This window comes from Paraburkholderia haematera, assembly GCF_905220975.1.
Lineage (GTDB): Bacteria > Pseudomonadota > Gammaproteobacteria > Burkholderiales > Burkholderiaceae > Paraburkholderia > Paraburkholderia haematera.
The window spans coordinates 24,965-42,943 of sequence record NZ_CAJNBK010000039.1 but is presented as its reverse complement, the minus strand read 5'-3'; the positions used below and the strand labels follow the sequence as shown (position 1 = coordinate 42,943).

Here is a 17,979-nt window from a genome sequence, read left to right as displayed (position 1 = left end):
GCTGCTTCCGCCGCCGCTGCTTCCGCCGCCGCTGCTTCCGCCGCCGCTGCTTCCGCCGCCGCTGCTTCCGCCGCCGCTGCTTCCGCCGCCGCTGCTTCCGCCGCCGCTGCTGCCACCGCCACTGCTGCCACCGCCGCTGCTGCCACCGCCGCTGCTGCCGCCGCCGCTGCTGCCACCGCCGCTGCTGCCACCGCCGCTGCTTCCGCCGCCACTGCTGCCACCGCCACTGCTGCCGCCACCGCTGCTGCCGCCACCGCTGCTGCCGCCACCGCTGCTTCCGCCGCCGCTGCTGCCACCACCGTTACCCCTGCCGCCGCCGCCGGCCGCGCCAGAACCCGCTGCCGCACCGGCCCCGCCGGCACCATTGCCGCTCGCGCCCGCGCCACTGTTGCTCGCGCTCGCCGCGCCGTTGCCGTTGCTGTTACCGCCGCGATGCTGCGTGCATCCGCCGACACTGTTGCTTGTGCACTCGCGCGGACTGAACACAATGGCCGCGTCGTCGGCGGCGGTCGGTTCGTCGGGCGCGGTGCCGGTGGCCGTTGCGCCTGTCGCCGAACCCTCGTCTTGCCCAATTTGCGTCGCGCTGTGCACGCCGCTCGCAGGCATTGGCGCATCGGCAAGCACCATCGATTTGGGGATGACAGCCGTAGACTCCGAGTACGCAACCTGGGTTACCAGCAAAGCCACGCCGGCCACGATCGCCGCACTCCGAATAACCCCGCAGTAGTACTGATTGAATTTTCTGGTTTTCATCACGTCTCTCCCGAAGGGACGCCGACACCTCGCTGCCGTTGTCTCCCACGCTGATTCGCCGACGGCGGGCCTGTCTGAACGCGGGCCTCGTCGCCCCCCCGAGTTTGGTTTGCGGATGCAAGTCAAACACCATCACTGTCTTCCCGGCTCCGTAGCCGGTGCGCTGACAAGCGCTTCAGGCGATACCGTCCGCGCGCTTCGTCACGTCTCGCTTCTTGTCACGGCGATTCGCACAAGCTGCGCTTTTCGACGTTCTCCCGATCTCTTTGGCTTCGAATGTCTGGACAGTACTTAGCGATATCCATGCCATTGCCCGCAAAGCCTTGCAGTGACGGGCGTCGAATAGGGGGGTGCGATGCCGGCGAGAAAAAAACGCATGAAAACGTTTCGACGATGAAACGCACGGCGGGAAAGCCGCGTTATTGCGCGTTATTCGTTGCGCGCGGCGTTTTCCGGCGCGTTTTCAGAACCGTCGCCGGAGGTATTGGCGGTGTTGTCGCGCGAGACCGCTTGCAGTACACGCAGTTCCTCGATGGGGATATGGCAGCGGATGCGATGAGTGGAGGACCCAGCAAGGTCGCCGCTTCCGGCGCCGAGGAAGGGCGGGTCCTGCTGCTCGCAGATCGCTCCGAGCTTGCGCGGGCAGCGCGTATGAAACACGCAGCCGGACGGCGGCGATGATGCGCTCGGCAGATCGCCGGACAGGCGAATTCGAGCTTTGCTGTCGTGCGTGTCGAGCGTTGGCACAGAAGATAGCAGCGCTTCGGTGTAAGGATGATGCGGTGCGCTGAAGACCGCGGCGGCCGGTCCGATCTCCAGCAGCCGGCCGAGGTACAGCACTGCGATGCGATCCGACAGATAGCGCACGACGTGCAGATCGTGCGAGATGAACACGTAGCTCACGCCGCGCTCGCGTTGCAGATCGGCGAGCAGGTTGAGAATCGCGGCCTGCACGGAGACGTCCAGCGCGGAAGTCGGTTCATCGCAGACCACCACACGCGGCTCACCGGCAAACGCGCGCGCGATCGCCACGCGCTGTTTAAGTCCGCCGGACAATTGACGTGTGCGCGAGCCGAGATAGCGCTCGGGCAGGCGCACCGCCGCCGTCAAGGTGGCGAGCCGTTCGTCGATCGCGGCACCACGCAGCGCGGTAAGGCGCGACAATGCGCGGCCGATCAGCCGCTTCACCGAATGCGCGCGATTGAGCGCCGAGTCCGGATTCTGGAACACGATCTGCAGCGACTTGACCTGCTCGTCGTTGCGTCGCGTGACACGTGCGGCGAGCGGTGTGCCGTCGAGTTCGAGCACGCTGCCCGCGTCCGGGGTGAGCAGGCCGAGCATCAGTTTCGCGAGCGTCGTCTTGCCGCTGCCGGATTCGCCGACAAGGCCAAGCGTTTCGCCACTGGCGAGATCGATCGACACGTCGTCGACGGCGCGCAGCGGGGCGCCGGATACGTGGAATGTCTTCGAGAGTTTTTCCGCGCGCAGCACGAGAGCGGGGCGCTCGCCGTCACGCAAGACGCCGTCATTCCGGGGCAATGCTTCCGCGGCCGCGCGCGGCAGTTCGATGGCGCGTTCGTGATAGTGGCAGCGCGACATCTGATCGCCGTGCGCGGCGCTCACCCGATACGGCGGCGGTGCTTCGCGGCGGCAGCGGTCGTCGGCGAGACGGCAACGGTCCGCGTAAATGCAGCCTTGCGTCACCGAGCCGGGCAAGGGCAGATGGCCCGCGATCGTGTCGAGCCGTTCGGTGTCCTTGCTGCGTCCCGCGCCCGGCAAACAGCGCAGCAGTCCAACCGTATAGGGATGACGTGGCCGCGCGAACACGTCCTGGGTGGCGCCTTCCTCGACCAGCTTGCCGGCATACAGCACGCCGACACGCTCACACATCCGCCCGATCACCGCGAGGTTGTGGCTGATGAACAGAACGGCCGTGCCGAGTTCTTCTCGCAGTTGCGCGACAAGATCGAGCACTTCGGCTTCGACGGTAGCGTCGAGCCCAGTGGTCGGTTCGTCGAGAATCAGCAGGGCCGGATTCGACGCGAGTGCCATCGCGATGACCACGCGCTGCTGCATGCCGCCCGACAACTGATGCGGATAACTGTCCATCACGCGCTCGGGTGAGGCGATGCGTACACGCTGCAGCATCTCGATCGTGCGCTGCACGGCTTCGTCACGCGAGACACCGGCCGCTTCGAATGCTTCTGTGACTTGCCGGGCGATCGTCAATGACGGATTCAGCGCCCGCCCGGGGTCCTGATAAACCATCGAAATCGCGTTTGCGCGCATTGTGCGCAACGCGTCGGCGTCGAGCTTCTGCACGTCCTGGCCGGCGATGATGATCTTGCCTGCCTTCACCTTGCCGTTGCGCGGCAGATAGCGCAGCGCCGCCATCGCGACCGTCGATTTCCCGCACCCCGATTCGCCGACGAGGCCATACGCTTCGCCACGCCGCACGCGAAACGAGACGTCCTGTAGCACTTCGCGATCGCGTCCGCGCATCCGGTACGTGACCGTCAGGCCCACGATGGTCAACGCATCCGTGCGATCGCTCTTCGAGACGTCGAAGGCGGGGAACGAGGCGGGCGGCGGGCCGTTCATCGGTCGAGCACTCCTTGCACGCTATCGGCGATCAGATTCACGCCGACCACGAGCGAGGCGATGGCGCCGGCCGCGAATACGACCGTCCACCACGCACCGCCTGCCATCAGCGTGTACGACTCGGACAGCGCGAGCCCCCAGTCGGCGGAGGGCGGCTGAATGCCGAAGCCGAGAAACGACAGCGTCGCGACCGCGAAGATGGCATACCCGAGCCGCACGGTGGCCTCGACGATGATCGGCGGCAGCACGTTCGGCAGAATCTCCGCGAACATGATGTACGGCGCGCGTTCGCCGCGCAATTGTGCGGCCGCGACGTAGTCCAGATGCCGTTCGGCGAATACGGCGGCGCGCACGGTACGCGCGGTGATCGGTGTAAAGGTGATGCCGATCACGAGGATCACGGTGAAGTTCGATGCGCCGACCGCGGCCAGCGCGAGCAACGCGACGATCACGAGCGGCAGCGCGAGCACGGCGTCGATCGCGCGGCCCACTACGTTGTCGACCCAGCCTTCGAAGTAGCCGACGATCAAGCCGAGGGCGGTACCCGCTACCGTGCCGAGCAGGGTCGCCAAAGGCGCGATGGTCAAAATGTCGCGCGCCCCGACGATCACCCGCGAGAACACGTCACGGCCGAGTTGATCTGTGCCGAACCAATGTGTGCCGTCGGGCGGCGTCAGCGAGTTGAGCGGATCGGATGCATACGGGTCGATCCGGACGATCCATGGCCCGGCGATCGCACAGACGATCCACCATCCAACGATCAATACGCCGACCACGAACGTGGGCGAGCGCAACAGCACACGCAACTGGTCGAAGCGCGGTTCGGCCGCCTGACGCGGCGCAGGTGGCGTGGCGGGCGGAACGAGGGTGCTCATTCGGCGCTCCTTACTCGCAGCCGCGGATTGAGCAGGACATGCAGCGCGTCGGCAACGAGATTGGCGACGGTGTAGACCACGCCGATCGTCAGCACACCCGCTTCGAGCATCGGAAAATCCTTCGCCTTGGCGGCGTTGTAGATCAGCGAGCCGATGCCTTGATAGTGGAACAGCGTCTCGACCACCACGAGACCGCCGATCATATAGCCGAGCTGTGTCGCGGCGACGGTGATGGTCGGCAGTAGCGCGTTGCGCAATACGTGCCGCCAGATCACGGTGCGGCGCGGCAAACCTTTGAGGATCGCGGTGCGGGTGTAGTCCGCGTCGAGCGCTTCGACGGTGCCCGCGCGGGCCATTCTTGCGATGTAGCCGAAAAACACCAGCACCAGCGGCAGCACCGGCAGAATCAGATACCGCAACTGTTCGAGTGCGCTCGCTTCGGGCGGATACGACGCTTCGATTGGCAGCCAGCGAAGCCACACACCGAACACCAGAATCAGCACGATCGACGAGACGAATTCCGGCACCACGGTCGCCGACAAACCGGCGATGCTGATGGTGCGATCGAGCCAGCGGCCCGCATGCATGGCCGACCACACACCGCCCGCAATGCCGAGCGGCACGACGACGATAAACGCGAGCACGCCGAGCCTGGCCGAATGCGCCAATGCGTCGGCGATAAACGGCCCGACCGGCTCACGGTACGCATAGGAGAGCCCCATATCGCCGCGCACGAAATGCGTGATCCACTCGACGTATTGCGTCATAAGCGGCCGGTCCGCGCCGAGCTGATGATTGAGCGCGGCGACCGCGCGCGCATCCGCGAGCGGCCCGAGCACCGCGCGGCCGATATCGCCAGGCAGCAACTGGCCGCCCGCGAATACGATCACCGACAGCAGCCACAGCGTAATCAAGGACAAACCGACCCGCGTCGCGAGAAATCGCGCGACGCGGCCGGCGTTGCCGTTCGAGACCGGGGCAGCGGAAGGGGTCACCGTAGTCGACATCGTGAGTTCCTGCCGAAGAAGTGCCGAATGCCTATGCGTTCAACGACTCTTGCACACAACAACATTACGCGCTCAACACCGCGCGGTCGAAATAGAGTTGCGCGAGCGCGGTGAAGCGCACGCCGTTCACACCCTTGCGCATGGCGATCAACTGATCGTAGAAGAACGGGATGATCACGGGCGTTTCGTCGAGCAGCAGTGTCTGGATCTGCCCGGAGATTTTCCGCTGCGTGCCCAGATCGACCGCCGCGACGAACTGCGCGACCAGTTGATCGTATTGCGGATTCTTGAAGTGCGCGGCGTTCCACGTGCCGGTGCTGGTGAGCGGCGCGTTCAGGAACACGTTCGGCACGCCGCGATGACCGTAATCGGTGATGCCGAGTGGCGAGTCGAGCCAATCCGATTTGCCCGGCGTGCCCGCGCCGTAGTACAGCGACTGGCTTTCCACTTTCAGATTGACGCGCACGCCGATCGCCTTCGCAGCGTTCTGCACGACCACCGCGAGATCGGGAATCTCCATGTACTTTTCGGTGGTCAGCGTGACGTCGAAACCGTTCGGCACACCGGCTTGCGCAAGCAGTTGCTTTGCTTTCGCGATGTCGATCCTGCGTTGCGCGACGCCTGCATCGGATGACGGAAATACCGGTGCGAACGGGCTGTCGTTGCCGAGTTGCGCACGGCCTTTGAACAGACCCCGTACCAGCACGTCGCGATCGAGCGACAACGCCAGCGCCTGGCGCACGCGCTTGTCCTTGAACAGCGGATTGTCGTTGCGCATATGAATCTGGCGATGCGCGCTCGACTTCACGCCAACCGCCTTGTAGTCCGGATTGTTCAGAATGCCGGCGCCGCCCTGCACGGTGAAGGTGCCCATCACGTCGGCCTGATGGCCTTGCAAGGCGAGCATTTGCGCCTGTTCGTCGGCATAGAACGAGAACTGTACGCGCTGCGGTAACGCTTTGTCGCCCCAGTAATCGGGATTGCGCACGAACGATGCGCCGACCTTCGCCTGATACTTTTCGAGCTTGAACGGACCGGTGCCGATGAAGCTCTTTTCATAACCACCCGCATAGTTCGCGGGCAGGATCACGGCGTTGTAATTGTCCGAAGAAACGTAGTAAGGGAAATTGCCGTTCGGTGCGTCGAGATGGAAGGCCACCGTGTGCTCGTCGACAACCTTCGCGCCGCCTTTCGACAGCACGCCCTTGAGCACCGAGAGCGCCGCCGAACCGCTCGCCGGATCGGCGAGGCGATCGAAGGTGGCGACGACGTCTTTGGCGGTGAAGGTCTGGCCGTCGTGGAATTTGACGTTCTGGCGTAGCGTGAAGGTCCACACGTCGCCCTTGTCGTTCGGCTTCCACGACAAGGCAAGTGCCGGCTTCAGCACGAGCTTTTCGCCGTCGTCGTCGATCAGGAATTCGCCGGTCTGGTTCAGCAGCGCGAGACTCGCGGCATCGGTCACGGTGAGCGGGTCGACCGCGCCAGCCGGCGTCAGGTGGGCCACGCGGATGGTCTGGTTAGACGGGCTCGGCGCGCCTTGCGCACGGGCCAGCGGCGCATTCAGCACGCCGCCGCCAACCAGCGACAAACCGATCACGCTCGCGTAGCGCAGCAGATCGCGGCGCGTGATGCGGCCGGCGATGAATTCGTCGATGGCGTGGTTGCCGTAGGCGTCCGCGGTGCGGCGGGCCAGGTCGAGTTCGGGAAATCGGTCCGCGGGAGTCTTCATCGATGGAGTGTCCAGTCCGTTCTGCTGTCGTTTCTGAAGGGCCGCGCCGGATGCGCGACAGGGCGACTTATGGCAATGACGAAAAGCGGTTTCAGTGTAAGCGATTGCCCGCCGGTTCGGCGCGCCCGCTGCGCGGTCCGGTCCACGTTTGGCGGATAAAAGGGCCGGCGTGTGTCGTCGTCACAACGCTCGGCGGCCGCCTTGCATGGCCCGCGCCAAAGCGCAGGATGCCGCAGCGCGGAAATCGCCGCTCTCGCCACGGAAAGCTTACCGATCCGCCGCGAAGGGAAGTTGGATTTACCGCGCAGCCGCGCCCGGGCGGCGCCAGCGATGGAACAGCACCGAGCCGATCCAGCACGCCATGAACGTCGCGACGATGCCATAACCCAGCACGCCGAAGTGCTCGTTGAGGCTCGCCGCCGCGTCCCAGACGCCGCCGTTCAGGCCGAGTTTGTCCGATAGCAGTCCCAACGCTTCGACGCCACCGATGAGGATCGCCACCACCGCCGAGACGAACGTGATGCTCGCGTTGTAGTAGAGCTTGCGCTTCGGATCCTCCATGGCCCAGCCGTAGGCGTGGACCATCAGCACGTTGTCGGTCGAATCGACCAGCGTCATGCCGGCGGTGAACAGCGCCGGGAACACGAGGATCGAATAGAGCGGCAGACCTTTGCCGGCTTCGGACGCGGCAATCGCCAGCAGGCCGATCTCGGTCGCGGTGTCGAAGCCAAGGCCGAACAGGACGCCAACCGGGTACATGTGCCAGCTTTTCGTCACGAGCCGGAACATGGGCCGCAAGGCGCGCGACAGCAGACCGGCGGGCGCGTTGCCGGCCGTCGTTTCAGCGGCGAGTTCGCCGCCGCGTTGGACGTGGCGATAGCGGCGCCATACGTCGCGCAAAATCACGAGGTTCACGCATGCCAGCACAAGCAGAAACACCGCTGACACGACGGTGCCGATCGGGCCGCCGATCGCCTTGAAGGTGTCGAAGCGGCCGTGCAGCGAATGCGCGGTCCACGCGATGCCGAGCGTCGCCACGATCACGATTGTCGAATGGCCCAGCGAAAACGACAGACCCACGCCGAGCGGCCGCTTGCCCGCCTGCATCAGCTTGCGCGTGACGGCGTCGATCGCGGCGATGTGGTCCGCGTCCACCGCGTGGCGCAGACCGAAGCCATAGGCGAGCAGCGCGGTGCCGAGCAGCAGCGGATAGTGGCGAAACGCGATCAGCGCCCACGCCCATGCGCCGAGATTGGCGGCGATCAGCACGGCATACAGCGTGATGAGGCGAGGGCGCAGCGAAGCGGTCGGCGTCATGAGTGGCGTGAAAGAGGTTTAGTGATCGTGCGGATGCTTGTGAATCGGATCGACCCAGAACACCGTTTCCGGTGCTTCCACCGCGTCGATGTTCAGATTCACCACCACCGCTTCATTGTCGCTGCGCACCAGCACGCATTCGAGCGGATCGTCGGTGCTCGCGTTGATTTCCTGATGCGGCACATAGGGCGGCACGAAGATGAAGTCGCCCGGGCCGGCTTCGGCCGTGAACTCCAGATGCTCGCCCCACCGCATGCGTGCCTGGCCACGCACCACGTAGATCACGCTTTCGAGCGCGCCGTGATGATGCGCGCCGGTCTTTGCGTTTGGATGGATCGTCACGGTGCCGGCCCAGATCTTCTGCGCGCCGACGCGCGCCGCGTTGATCGCCGCCGCGCGATTCATGCCGGGCGTTTGCGCGGTATTGCTGTCGAGCTGGTCGCCCTTGATGACCTTGACGCCGTGTTCGCGCCAGTCGATCGGCGCCGGGGCTTGCTCGTCCTTGTAATGCGGGTGTTCGTGATCCTGGCTCATGATGTGTCTCCTCGCGGGCGGACGTCCGGGTGCTGGGCGCGGCGCCCTCCTGCATTTTTGCACGATCAAAAAAACGGGCGTGTTGCGTGCAGCGTGTCGTGCAACTGCAGGCGGCTTCGCGGATGAAAAAAAAGCCCATCCACGGGGGACGGGCCTTTTGCTGTTTGCCTTCATTGCAGCGCGGGTCGCAGCACATGGCGTGTTGCAACCCGCGGCGCTTACTTCTGCTTCGCGTTGATCACGGCTTCCGCGACGTTGTTCGGCGTTTCAGCGTAGTGCTTGAACTCCATCGTGTAGGTCGCGCGGCCTTGCGTTGCCGAACGCAGCGACGTCGAATAGCCGAACATTTCCGCGAGTGGCACTTCGGCGCGCACCAGCTTGCCGCCGCCGCCGGCGATGTCTTCCATGCCCTGCACCATGCCGCGACGGCTCGACAGGTCGCCCATCACGTTGCCCATGAAGTCTTCCGGCGTTTCCACTTCGACGGCCATCATCGGTTCGAGCAGCACCGGCTTGGCCTTGCGCATCGCGTCCTTGAACGCCATTGAACCGGCCATGCGGAACGCGTTTTCGTTCGAGTCGACGTCGTGGTACGAGCCGAAGGTCAGCGTCACTTTCACGTCGACCACCGGATAGCCCGCGAGCACGCCGGCCTTCAGCGTTTCCTGAATGCCCTTGTCGACCGCCGGAATGTATTCGCGCGGAATCACGCCGCCCTTGATGGCGTCGACGAACTCGTAGCCTTTGCCTTGCGCCGCCGGTTCGAGCGTGATCACCGCGTGGCCGTACTGGCCGCGGCCGCCCGACTGCTTGACGAACTTGCCTTCGACATCTTCGATCTTGTTGCGCACCGTTTCGCGGTAAGCCACCTGCGGCTTGCCGACTGTCGCCTCGACGCCGAACTCGCGCTTCATCCGGTCGACCAGAATTTCCAGGTGCAACTCGCCCATCCCGGAGATGATCGTCTGGCCGGATTCTTCATCCGTTTGCACGCGGAACGACGGGTCTTCCTGCGCGAGACGATTGAGCGCGATGCCCATCTTCTCCTGGTCGACCTTGGTCTTCGGCTCGACAGCCTGCGAAATCACCGGCTCCGGGAAAATCATCCGTTCGAGAATGATCACGTGCTGCGGATCGCACAGCGTGTCGCCGGTGGTCGCTTCTTTCAGGCCGACTGCCGCGGCGATGTCGCCCGCGTAGACTTCCTTGATTTCCTTGCGCTCGTTCGCATGCATCTGCAGGATCCGGCCGAGGCGTTCCTTCTTCTCCTTGACCGCGTTGTAGACGGTGTCGCCCGAATTCACCACACCCGAGTAGACGCGGAAGAAGATCAACTGGCCGACGAACGGGTCGGTCATGATCTTGAAGGCGAGGGCGGAGAACGGATCGTCGTCACGCGGATGACGCTCGATTTCCTTGTCGTGTTCGTCGTGGCCCGTGATAGCGGGAATGTCGACCGGCGAGGGCAGATAGTCGATCACGGCGTCGAGCATGGCCTGCACGCCCTTGTTCTTGAACGCGCTGCCGCACAGCATCGGCACGATCTCGTTGGCGATCGTACGCACACGAATGCCGTGCTTGATTTCCTCTTCGGTCAGCGTCCCGCCATGCAGATATTTGTCGAGCAGTTCCTCGCTCGCTTCAGCGGCAGCCTCGACCATCTTGTCGTGCCATTCCTTCGCGGTAGCCGCGAGTTCCGCCGGGATATCGCGGTACTCGAACTTGATCCCCTGGTTCTCTTCGTCCCAGTAAATCGCCTTCATCTTGACGAGGTCGACCACGCCCTGGAAATGATCTTCCGCACCGACCGGAATCTGGATCGGCACGGCGATACCCTTCAGACGATCGCCGATCTGCCGCTGCACGCGGAAGAAGTCCGCGCCTACACGGTCCATCTTGTTGACGAACGCAATGCGCGGCACCTTGTACTTGTTCGCCTGACGCCACACGGTTTCGGACTGCGGCTGCACGCCGCCGACCGAGTCGTACACCATGCAGGCGCCGTCGAGCACGCGCATCGAGCGTTCCACTTCAATCGTGAAGTCGACGTGACCCGGGGTGTCGATGATGTTGATCCGATGTTCGGGATAGTTGCCGGCCATGCCCTTCCAGAAGGCGGTGGTGGCCGCCGACGTGATGGTGATGCCGCGCTCCTGCTCCTGTTCCATCCAGTCCATCGTCGCAGCACCGTCGTGAACCTCGCCGATCTTGTGGGTCACGCCTGTGTAGAACAGGATGCGTTCGGTGGTGGTGGTTTTGCCGGCGTCGATGTGAGCGCTAATGCCGATATTCCGGTAGCGCTCGATGGGAGTCTTGCGGGGCACGTGAACCTCCTTGAAATGGCGCGCCTGAAACGCTTGCCGGGCGGCAGTCTGTGCTACCCGGGGAGCCTCTTTGCTGCTTTGCTAAGAATACTAGGATAGCGCGTCGGCCTGTCTTTTGCAGGAATCTTGCCAGCCGCGCGTGACGGCCTGCTGGCATGGGCTCAACGGACGGCGCGGTCCTCCGTCGCGCGGTGCCGGGCAGTGCCAGCACAGTGCTAGCCGCGCGCAGAACGCAAAAAAGCCGGCGCCTCCTGAAAGGCACCGGCTTTTTCTGAAAAGCGGCCGCTGAAGGCGCGGCGGGATGTTGTCGCGGTCGGCGCGCTGTTATTGCGCGGCCGGCAAGCCCTGGATTTTCATCCCCGGTTTGATGCCTTTCGACGAGAACCAGCCCTTGCTCATCTCCAACGCATACACGCCGTTGTTCTTCGGGCAGTGATTGTTGGTGGTTTCGGCCTGCATTTCGTCGACGTCGGTGACCGTGCCGTCGGCGCGCATGAAAGCGATCGACAGCGGGATCAGCGTGTTCTTCATCCAGAAGCAATGCCCAGCGTTTTCGTTGAAGACGAACAACATGCCTTCATTCGGTGCGAGGCTCGTGCGATACATCAGACCTTGTTCGCGGTCGGCATCATTCGCGGCGACGGCTGCGTCGATCACGAACATGCCCGCCGTCAGCTTCGCGCGCGGAAAGTCGCCGGGCTGTTTCGCGCCGGCCGGCATCTGTTGCGCATGAGCGGGGGCAGCGGTGGTCGCGGCGAACGACATCGCGGCGAGCGGCAGTGCAACGGCAACAGCGAAACGCGCCATCAACGAGCGCAGGGGAAATCGCACGGCTTGACTCCTTCCTTGGAAATTAACCCGCGAATGTTACGCGAGCGCGTCAAAAACAAAAAGGCAGATCGCCTTGCGGTGATCTGCCTTTCAACGCCGTAAGAACGGCAATGAAGCTAGTTCTTGACTGCGTTTTTACAACAAACTTACTCCGAAGCGCCCGAAGCTGCAGCTGCTGCTGCTGCCTTCTTGTGCGACTTCTTGTGAGCGTGCTTCGTGGTCTTCTTTGCCGACGAAGCTGCTGCTGCCGGAGCTGCCGAAGCTGCTGCCGGAGCTGCCGGTGCCGAAGCTTGTGCGAATGCTGCCGTTGCGAAGAGGCCAGCGACCAGAGCGGCGATCAGTTTGTTCATTTTGTAAATCCTCAGCTTGAGTTAATTAACCAAATGACCCGGTTATATGTAGAGTCATGTCGGTAAACGTGCCATCCACCTTTCGGTTGACAGCCGCATCGAACATTTTTTCGACACGTCTGCTTAGCGCTCAGACTCCCTGTACTCACCGCACGTGCGGCTTGTGCAAAGGCCCTTAAGGCTGAATGCCGGATAGCTTCGGGCGGCATCTGCGTCGAATAACGCGTGAGCTCGCGCACCGGTTGACGTGATTTTTGTGGAAAATTTATATGCCGGCGTGCTGATGCAAATGAATGGCTGCGCAGTGATCGCGGACTCAATTGTTTCACGCGGTTTTTATATTGGTTTCACGCGTCATTTTGTTTGCGGATACAACGAGTTAGCTTTTTATTCCTGGGTTGGAAGGCGGGCTTGATGCCAGTGCGGCGCGCAGGCAAACACGCTCAGATGATGCCTTCCCATGGCGCCTTCAGCGGCAATTCAACAGATTCTCCGGGCTGCAGTCCGAGCGAAAAAATATCGAGTGCGCCGACACCGGCGCGTACAAGGCGCAATGTCGGAAAACCGACCGCCGCGGTCATGCGTCGCACCTGACGGTTCTTGCCTTCGGTGATCGACAATTCGATCCACGTAGTCGGAATCGCGGCGCGAAAACGGATCGGCGGCGTGCGTACCCAAAGCGAATCGGACGGCTCGACAAATTCGGCGCGGCAGGGTCGCGTCACGTAATCGCCGAGATCGACGCCGCGGGCGAGCTTCTTCAGCGTGGCATCATCGACCGCGCCTTCCACTTGCGCCCAATAACGTTTAACAAGTTTGTGGCGCGGTTCTGCGATGCGCGCTTGCAGCGCGCCGTCGTCGGTGAGGAGTAGCAGCCCTTCGCTATCGGAGTCGAGCCGGCCCGCCGGATAGACGCCGGGCACTTTCACCCAGTCGGCCAGGGACGCCCGCGTTTCGTGCGGCGAAAACTGACAGATGGTGCCGAACGGTTTGTTCAGGGCGAGAAGTCGCATAAGGGAATCAATGAAGGTCGAGCGGCGCTGGCTGCGGCTGAGGGGGCGCCACGCGGGGCGGGAGAGGCGTCAGCCCCGTAGTAAATGGCGGAATAATAAAGCATAATGACCTAATGCAAGTCATCTGTCTTATATAAGATATAAGAATAGATAAGAATAAGCGGCCTTGCTGGTTCTTGATTTCCGACCATGTTGGAAAACACCGAGCCGCTACGGACTCGTTGCTGCGTCGGCGTGGGCTAGAATAAGCGACCAGGCCGCTCGCGGCAGGCTGCCCGCGGCCGTCCGGCATTGCGCGTAGCGAGGAGCACCCAGTTTCCGCAGTCTCCCATCAGCTTTCAGCACAGCTTTCACTGGAGTCCGATCATGCCGTATCAGCACATCAAGGTTCCGACCGGCGGTGACAAGATCACTGTCAACGCAGATTTCTCGCTCAACGTTTCCGACCAGCCGATCATTCCGTATATCGAAGGCGACGGCACGGGTCTCGACATCACGCCGGTGATGTTGAAAGTGGTGGATGCCGCGGTAGAAAAAGCCTACGCAGGCAAGAAGAAAATCCACTGGATGGAAATCTACGCCGGCGAGAAATCGACCAAGGTGTACGGCCCGGACGTGTGGCTGCCGGAAGAAACGCTGCAGGTGCTGAAGGAATACGTCGTCTCGATCAAGGGCCCGCTCACCACCCCGGTCGGTGGCGGCATCCGTTCGCTGAACGTCGCGCTGCGTCAGGAACTCGATCTGTATGTCTGTCTGCGCCCGGTGCAATACTTCAAGGGTGTGCCTTCGCCGGTGCGTGAACCTGAGAAGACCAACATGGTGATCTTCCGCGAGAACTCGGAAGACATCTACGCCGGCATCGAATGGCCTGCCGAGTCCGAACAGGCAAAGAAGGTCATCAGGTTCCTGCGCGAAGAAATGGGGGTGAAGAAGATCCGTTTCCCGGAAACTTCGGGGATCGGTATCAAGCCGGTGTCGCGCGAAGGCACGGAGCGTCTGGTGCGCAAGGCGATCCAGTATGCGATCGACAACAATCGCCGCTCGGTTACGCTCGTGCACAAGGGCAACATCATGAAGTTCACGGAAGGCGCATTCCGCGACTACGGTTATGCGCTGGCGCAGAAGGAATTCGCCGCGGAGCTGATCGACGGCGGTCCGTGGATGAAGATCAAGAACCCGAAAACGGGTGGCGACGTCGTGCTGAAAGACGTGATCGCCGACGCGTTCCTGCAGCAGATCCTGCTGCGTCCGGCGGAATATGACGTGATCGCCACGCTGAACCTGAATGGCGACTACGTTTCAGACGCGCTGGCCGCGCAAGTCGGCGGAATTGGGATTGCACCGGGCGCGAACATGTCGGATTCGGTCGCCATGTTCGAAGCCACGCACGGCACGGCGCCGAAGTACGCCGGTAAAGACTACGTGAATCCGGGGTCGGAAATTCTTTCGGCGGAAATGATGCTGCGCCACCTCGGCTGGACCGAAGCGGCAAATCTGATCATCAAGTCGATGGAAAAATCGATCCTGCAAAAGCGCGTCACGTATGACTTCGCGCGCTTGATGGAAGGCGCGACGCAGGTGTCCTGCTCGGGCTTCGGTCAGGTATTGATCGAAAACATGTAAGCGACTTCATTCGCGCTGGTTTTTCCCAGCATGAATCAAAACCCCGGCGCTGTGAGGCGGCCGGGGTTTTTCCTTTGTGCAGCCAGGAACAGGGAGACACGCGACCCACGAATTCCCGAATGACCTGTCGAAAAATTCGGCTCTGGTCGGGGCATTTCGACTTGCCGCTGCAGACCGATATTGAGATGCGTGCAACGCAAACTCGGGTACCTTACGCCCGCCGAAAAATTGCCCCCGCCTGGGGGCGATGCCCGGTCAAATCTGGTCCACCAGGGCGTTGCGGTTTTCAAGGGAGATGTGGCGCGCCGCCTGGACATGCAGCGCTCGATGGCGCGGGCGTCAGCCGGATAGAAACGCACCGGATCATGTTTGCCCCGGCGCTGCGAAAATGCCGGGGCCTGGTTTAAAACCTGCCGGCGCGTTGACAACGAGCGTGAGCGCCGATGCGCAAGCAGCTTGCGCTATGATTCGTCGACCGTCGGCTTTCCGTGCGTCGCAATTACTCGTTCTGCAATGTCCTCTGTGTGGCGAATCCTTATCGTGCTGTCCCTTGCGTTGTTTGCGACGCAAGGCGCGTTCGCGCACGAACACGCCACCGCGCGGATGAAAGGCGCTCGCGCGATGCAGACTGTCCAAACGGTCGATGACGTGTCCACCATCGTCGGCGAAACGGCGCATTGTGCCGGGATAGCCGATTCCGGCATGTCCTGTCACCACGATCATTCCTTCTGTTGTTCTACCTCCTGCGGCGCGCATTGCAGTGCGTTGCTCTTCGTCTTTGCTTTCGAGCCGCGCGCGTCCGGCGCGTCGTTGCTGCAACCGCTTGCCGAGCCGCAACGCACGGGTGTCATTCACACGCCCCTGTTGCGGCCGCCGATAGGCTGATCGTCGCGCGCGCCAACGCCGCGCGCACCACAAGGCGACGGTCGCGCTTCCCGCCGGCCGACCCTTGAACGATCACGCGTGGACTCGCCCCCGACGCCTGTCCCGCTATCTGAACAATGCAGAGGAAATCATTCATGATTCGCAGGCAATTTCTCGCCCACGTGTTGAGCGCGGCTGTCACGTCGCTGTTCGCACGCAGCGCGTTCGCACAGCACGACGCCCATTCAATGCACAAGATGTCCGGCATGGACGATATGGACGGCATGGACATGTCCGACATGCCGTCGATGTCGGCCCACAAAGCGGTTAAGCCAGCGGCCGCTGAGCTGGCCGCGCCTGACGCGCTTCCAGCCGGCGCCCGGCTCGCCACGTTACGCTCGCTAGCGAACGAAAGCCGTGAACCCGGCGTATTCCGTGCGACCCTGATCGCGCAACCGGTCAAACGCAAGCTGCTGCCCGGCAAGCCGTCCACGACCTTCTGGCAATACGATCAGGGTCGCGGCCAGGGCGGCGCAACCGCGCGCGCCGTGCAAACGGACGGCCCGGTCATCGGCCCCCTGATCGAGGTGCGCGAAGGCGACACCGTCGAAATCCGCTTCGTGAACCGGCTCGCGCAAGCGTCGACGATTCACTGGCACGGCTTGCCGGTGCCGCCCGACCAGGATGGCAATCCTTCGGCGCCCACGCCGCCCGGCGGCTCGCACGTGTACCGATTCACGTTGCCGCTGGGCAGCGCCGGCACATACTGGTATCACCCGCATCCGCACATGAGTACGGCGGAACAGGTGTTTCGCGGGCTGGCCGGACCCATTGTGGTGCGCGCGGCGGACGATCCGCTGGCCGGCTGGCCCGAGCGCCACCTGTTTATCTCGGACCTGAAGCTTGCCGCCGACGGCACCATCCCGTCGAACGACATGATGGACTGGATGAACGGCCGGGAAGGGCAGTTCGTGCTGGTCAACGGCGCGCGCCGTCCGCGCATCGAGGTGACGGGCGACGAGCGTTGGCGCGTGTGGAATGGATGCAGTGCCCGCTATTTGAGATTTTCGCTCGGTAGTGACCAGCGCTTTGCCCAGGTCGGCACGGACGGCGGTTTGCTGGAGCAGCCTCGCGAGGGCCTGACGGAGCTGTTGCTGGCGCCAGGTGAGCGTGCAGAACTGATCGTCCACGCGGGCGCGGCCGCCTCCGAGGCAGTGCTGAGCGCTGACGTCTACGACCGCCGCAAGATGGCGATGGCAGGTGGCAGCCTGCCGCCCGATCGGGCCCATGTGCTTGCCGACATCAGTTTCAAGCCGGTGTCCGGTGCCCCCGCGCGCACGCTGCCTGCTGCATTGCGCCCGGTGCCGCCACTCGGCGCGCCGGTCGCGAAGAAATCGGTGGTCTTCTCCGAAAAGATGGACATGGCCGCCATGCACGGCGCCAAACCTGCGGGCGCGCATGGCGGCGCCACACCGGCCGGTATGTCTTTCATGATCAACGGCCAGGTTTTCGACCCATCGCGCATCACGCTGACCAGCCGGCGCGACGAGGTCGAACTCTGGTCGATTGAAAACCGCACCGACATGGATCATCCGTTCCATCTGCACGGCACTCAATTTCAGGTTGTGGAACGTGAGCGGGGAGGCGTGGTCACGCCGGAGCCGTACCGTGCCTGGCGTGACATGGTCAACGTGCAACCGGACCAGATCGTGCGCATTGCTGCGGTCCAGCGGATGGCGGGCGCGCGCATGTTCCACTGCCACATCCTCGAACACGAGGACCTTGGCATGATGGGCACCCTGAACGTGGTGTGACGCGCGCGGTGAGCGCGGGAAGGTTTAGGAGCATCAGCCCCAAAAAAAGAAACCCGGCATGGAGCCGGGTTTCAAAGGACGGGTCACGAACAGTGTCAGGCAGGTGCCTGGATGTTCGATGCCTGTTTGCCTTTCGGGCCTTGCACGACCTCGAAGGTTACTTTCTGGCCTTCCTTGAGGGTCTTGAACCCATTCATCTGGATGGCCGAGAAGTGTGCAAACAGATCCTCACCACCTTCGTCAGGCGTGATGAATCCGAAACCTTTTGCGTCATTGAACCATTTGACCGTACCAGTTGCCATTCCAACTTCCCCTGTAACTCATGTCACTACCACGAGCCCTCG

The 17,979-nt window shown here is 63.0% G+C and carries 15 protein-coding genes; 3 read left to right on the top strand and 12 right to left on the bottom strand.

All coding sequences use genetic code 11. The annotated features are described in order from the left end of the window. From KHO23_RS32975 to KHO23_RS32925, 11 genes are all read right to left on the bottom strand, one after another. A partial coding sequence (locus KHO23_RS32975; RefSeq protein ID WP_211617024.1) for a hypothetical protein occupies window positions 1-753 on the bottom strand: 753 nt, incomplete at its 3' end. A 429-nt stretch (window positions 754-1,182) separates the two neighbouring features. Then, complete coding sequence (locus KHO23_RS32970; protein ID WP_211617022.1) at window positions 1,183-3,354, bottom strand: ABC transporter ATP-binding protein; 2,172 nt, start codon at window positions 3,352-3,354, stop codon at window positions 1,183-1,185. After that, window positions 3,351-4,229 carry an ABC transporter permease gene (locus tag KHO23_RS32965; RefSeq protein ID WP_211617020.1) on the bottom strand — a complete coding sequence of 293 codons (879 nt, stop codon included), beginning with the start codon at window positions 4,227-4,229 and terminating at the stop codon, window positions 3,351-3,353. Before KHO23_RS32965 ends, KHO23_RS32970 begins: the two co-directional genes overlap by 4 nt. Next, entirely contained in the window at window positions 4,226-5,236 is a 1,011-nt protein-coding gene (locus tag KHO23_RS32960) for an ABC transporter permease (RefSeq protein WP_211617018.1), read from the bottom strand. The genes KHO23_RS32965 and KHO23_RS32960 overlap by 4 nt, the downstream gene beginning before the upstream one ends. 64 nt (window positions 5,237-5,300) lie before the next feature. Further along, window positions 5,301-6,965: an ABC transporter substrate-binding protein gene (locus KHO23_RS32955; protein ID WP_211617016.1), complete on the bottom strand. Its 1,665-nt coding sequence runs from the start codon at window positions 6,963-6,965 to the stop codon at window positions 5,301-5,303. A 297-nt stretch (window positions 6,966-7,262) separates the two neighbouring features. Beyond that, complete coding sequence (locus KHO23_RS32950; protein ID WP_211617014.1) at window positions 7,263-8,282, bottom strand: HoxN/HupN/NixA family nickel/cobalt transporter; 1,020 nt, start codon at window positions 8,280-8,282, stop codon at window positions 7,263-7,265. 18 nt (window positions 8,283-8,300) lie between these two features. After that, window positions 8,301-8,816 (bottom strand): cupin domain-containing protein, encoded by a 516-nt coding sequence (locus tag KHO23_RS32945; RefSeq protein ID WP_120289895.1) that lies wholly within the window; start codon window positions 8,814-8,816, stop codon window positions 8,301-8,303. A 218-nt stretch (window positions 8,817-9,034) separates the two neighbouring features. Beyond that, window positions 9,035-11,140, bottom strand: a complete 2,106-nt coding sequence (gene fusA / locus KHO23_RS32940) for an elongation factor G (protein WP_211617012.1) — start codon at window positions 11,138-11,140, stop codon at window positions 9,035-9,037. 324 nt (window positions 11,141-11,464) lie between these two features. Next, complete coding sequence (locus KHO23_RS32935; RefSeq protein ID WP_211617010.1) at window positions 11,465-11,971, bottom strand: DUF192 domain-containing protein; 507 nt, start codon at window positions 11,969-11,971, stop codon at window positions 11,465-11,467. A 146-nt stretch (window positions 11,972-12,117) separates the two neighbouring features. Next, complete coding sequence (locus KHO23_RS32930) at window positions 12,118-12,321, bottom strand: hypothetical protein (protein ID WP_075643538.1); 204 nt, start codon at window positions 12,319-12,321, stop codon at window positions 12,118-12,120. A gap of 443 nt (window positions 12,322-12,764) precedes the next feature. Beyond that, entirely contained in the window at window positions 12,765-13,334 is a 570-nt protein-coding gene (locus KHO23_RS32925) for a pseudouridine synthase (protein WP_211617008.1), read from the bottom strand. A 366-nt stretch (window positions 13,335-13,700) separates the two neighbouring features. Here KHO23_RS32925 and icd point away from each other — a divergent pair, with 366 nt between their 5' ends. The 3 genes from icd (at window position 13,701) to KHO23_RS32910 (ending at window position 17,635) form a co-directional block, all read left to right on the top strand. Next, on the top strand, window positions 13,701-14,957 hold the full coding sequence (gene icd / locus KHO23_RS32920) for an NADP-dependent isocitrate dehydrogenase (RefSeq protein WP_211617006.1): 1,257 nt from the start codon (window positions 13,701-13,703) through the stop codon (window positions 14,955-14,957). A 456-nt stretch (window positions 14,958-15,413) separates the two neighbouring features. Continuing rightward, window positions 15,414-15,842 carry a hypothetical protein gene (locus KHO23_RS32915; RefSeq protein WP_211617004.1) on the top strand — a complete coding sequence of 143 codons (429 nt, stop codon included), beginning with the start codon at window positions 15,414-15,416 and terminating at the stop codon, window positions 15,840-15,842. Window positions 15,843-15,976: 134 nt separating this feature from the next. Further along, window positions 15,977-17,635, top strand: coding sequence for a multicopper oxidase family protein (locus KHO23_RS32910; RefSeq protein WP_211617002.1), 1,659 nt, complete (start codon window positions 15,977-15,979; stop codon window positions 17,633-17,635). 95 nt (window positions 17,636-17,730) lie between these two features. On the opposite strand, the gene KHO23_RS32905 is transcribed toward KHO23_RS32910, so the two are convergent. Continuing rightward, window positions 17,731-17,937 carry a cold-shock protein gene (locus KHO23_RS32905; RefSeq protein WP_007180614.1) on the bottom strand — a complete coding sequence of 69 codons (207 nt, stop codon included), beginning with the start codon at window positions 17,935-17,937 and terminating at the stop codon, window positions 17,731-17,733. Between the last annotated feature and the right edge of the window lie 42 nt (window positions 17,938-17,979).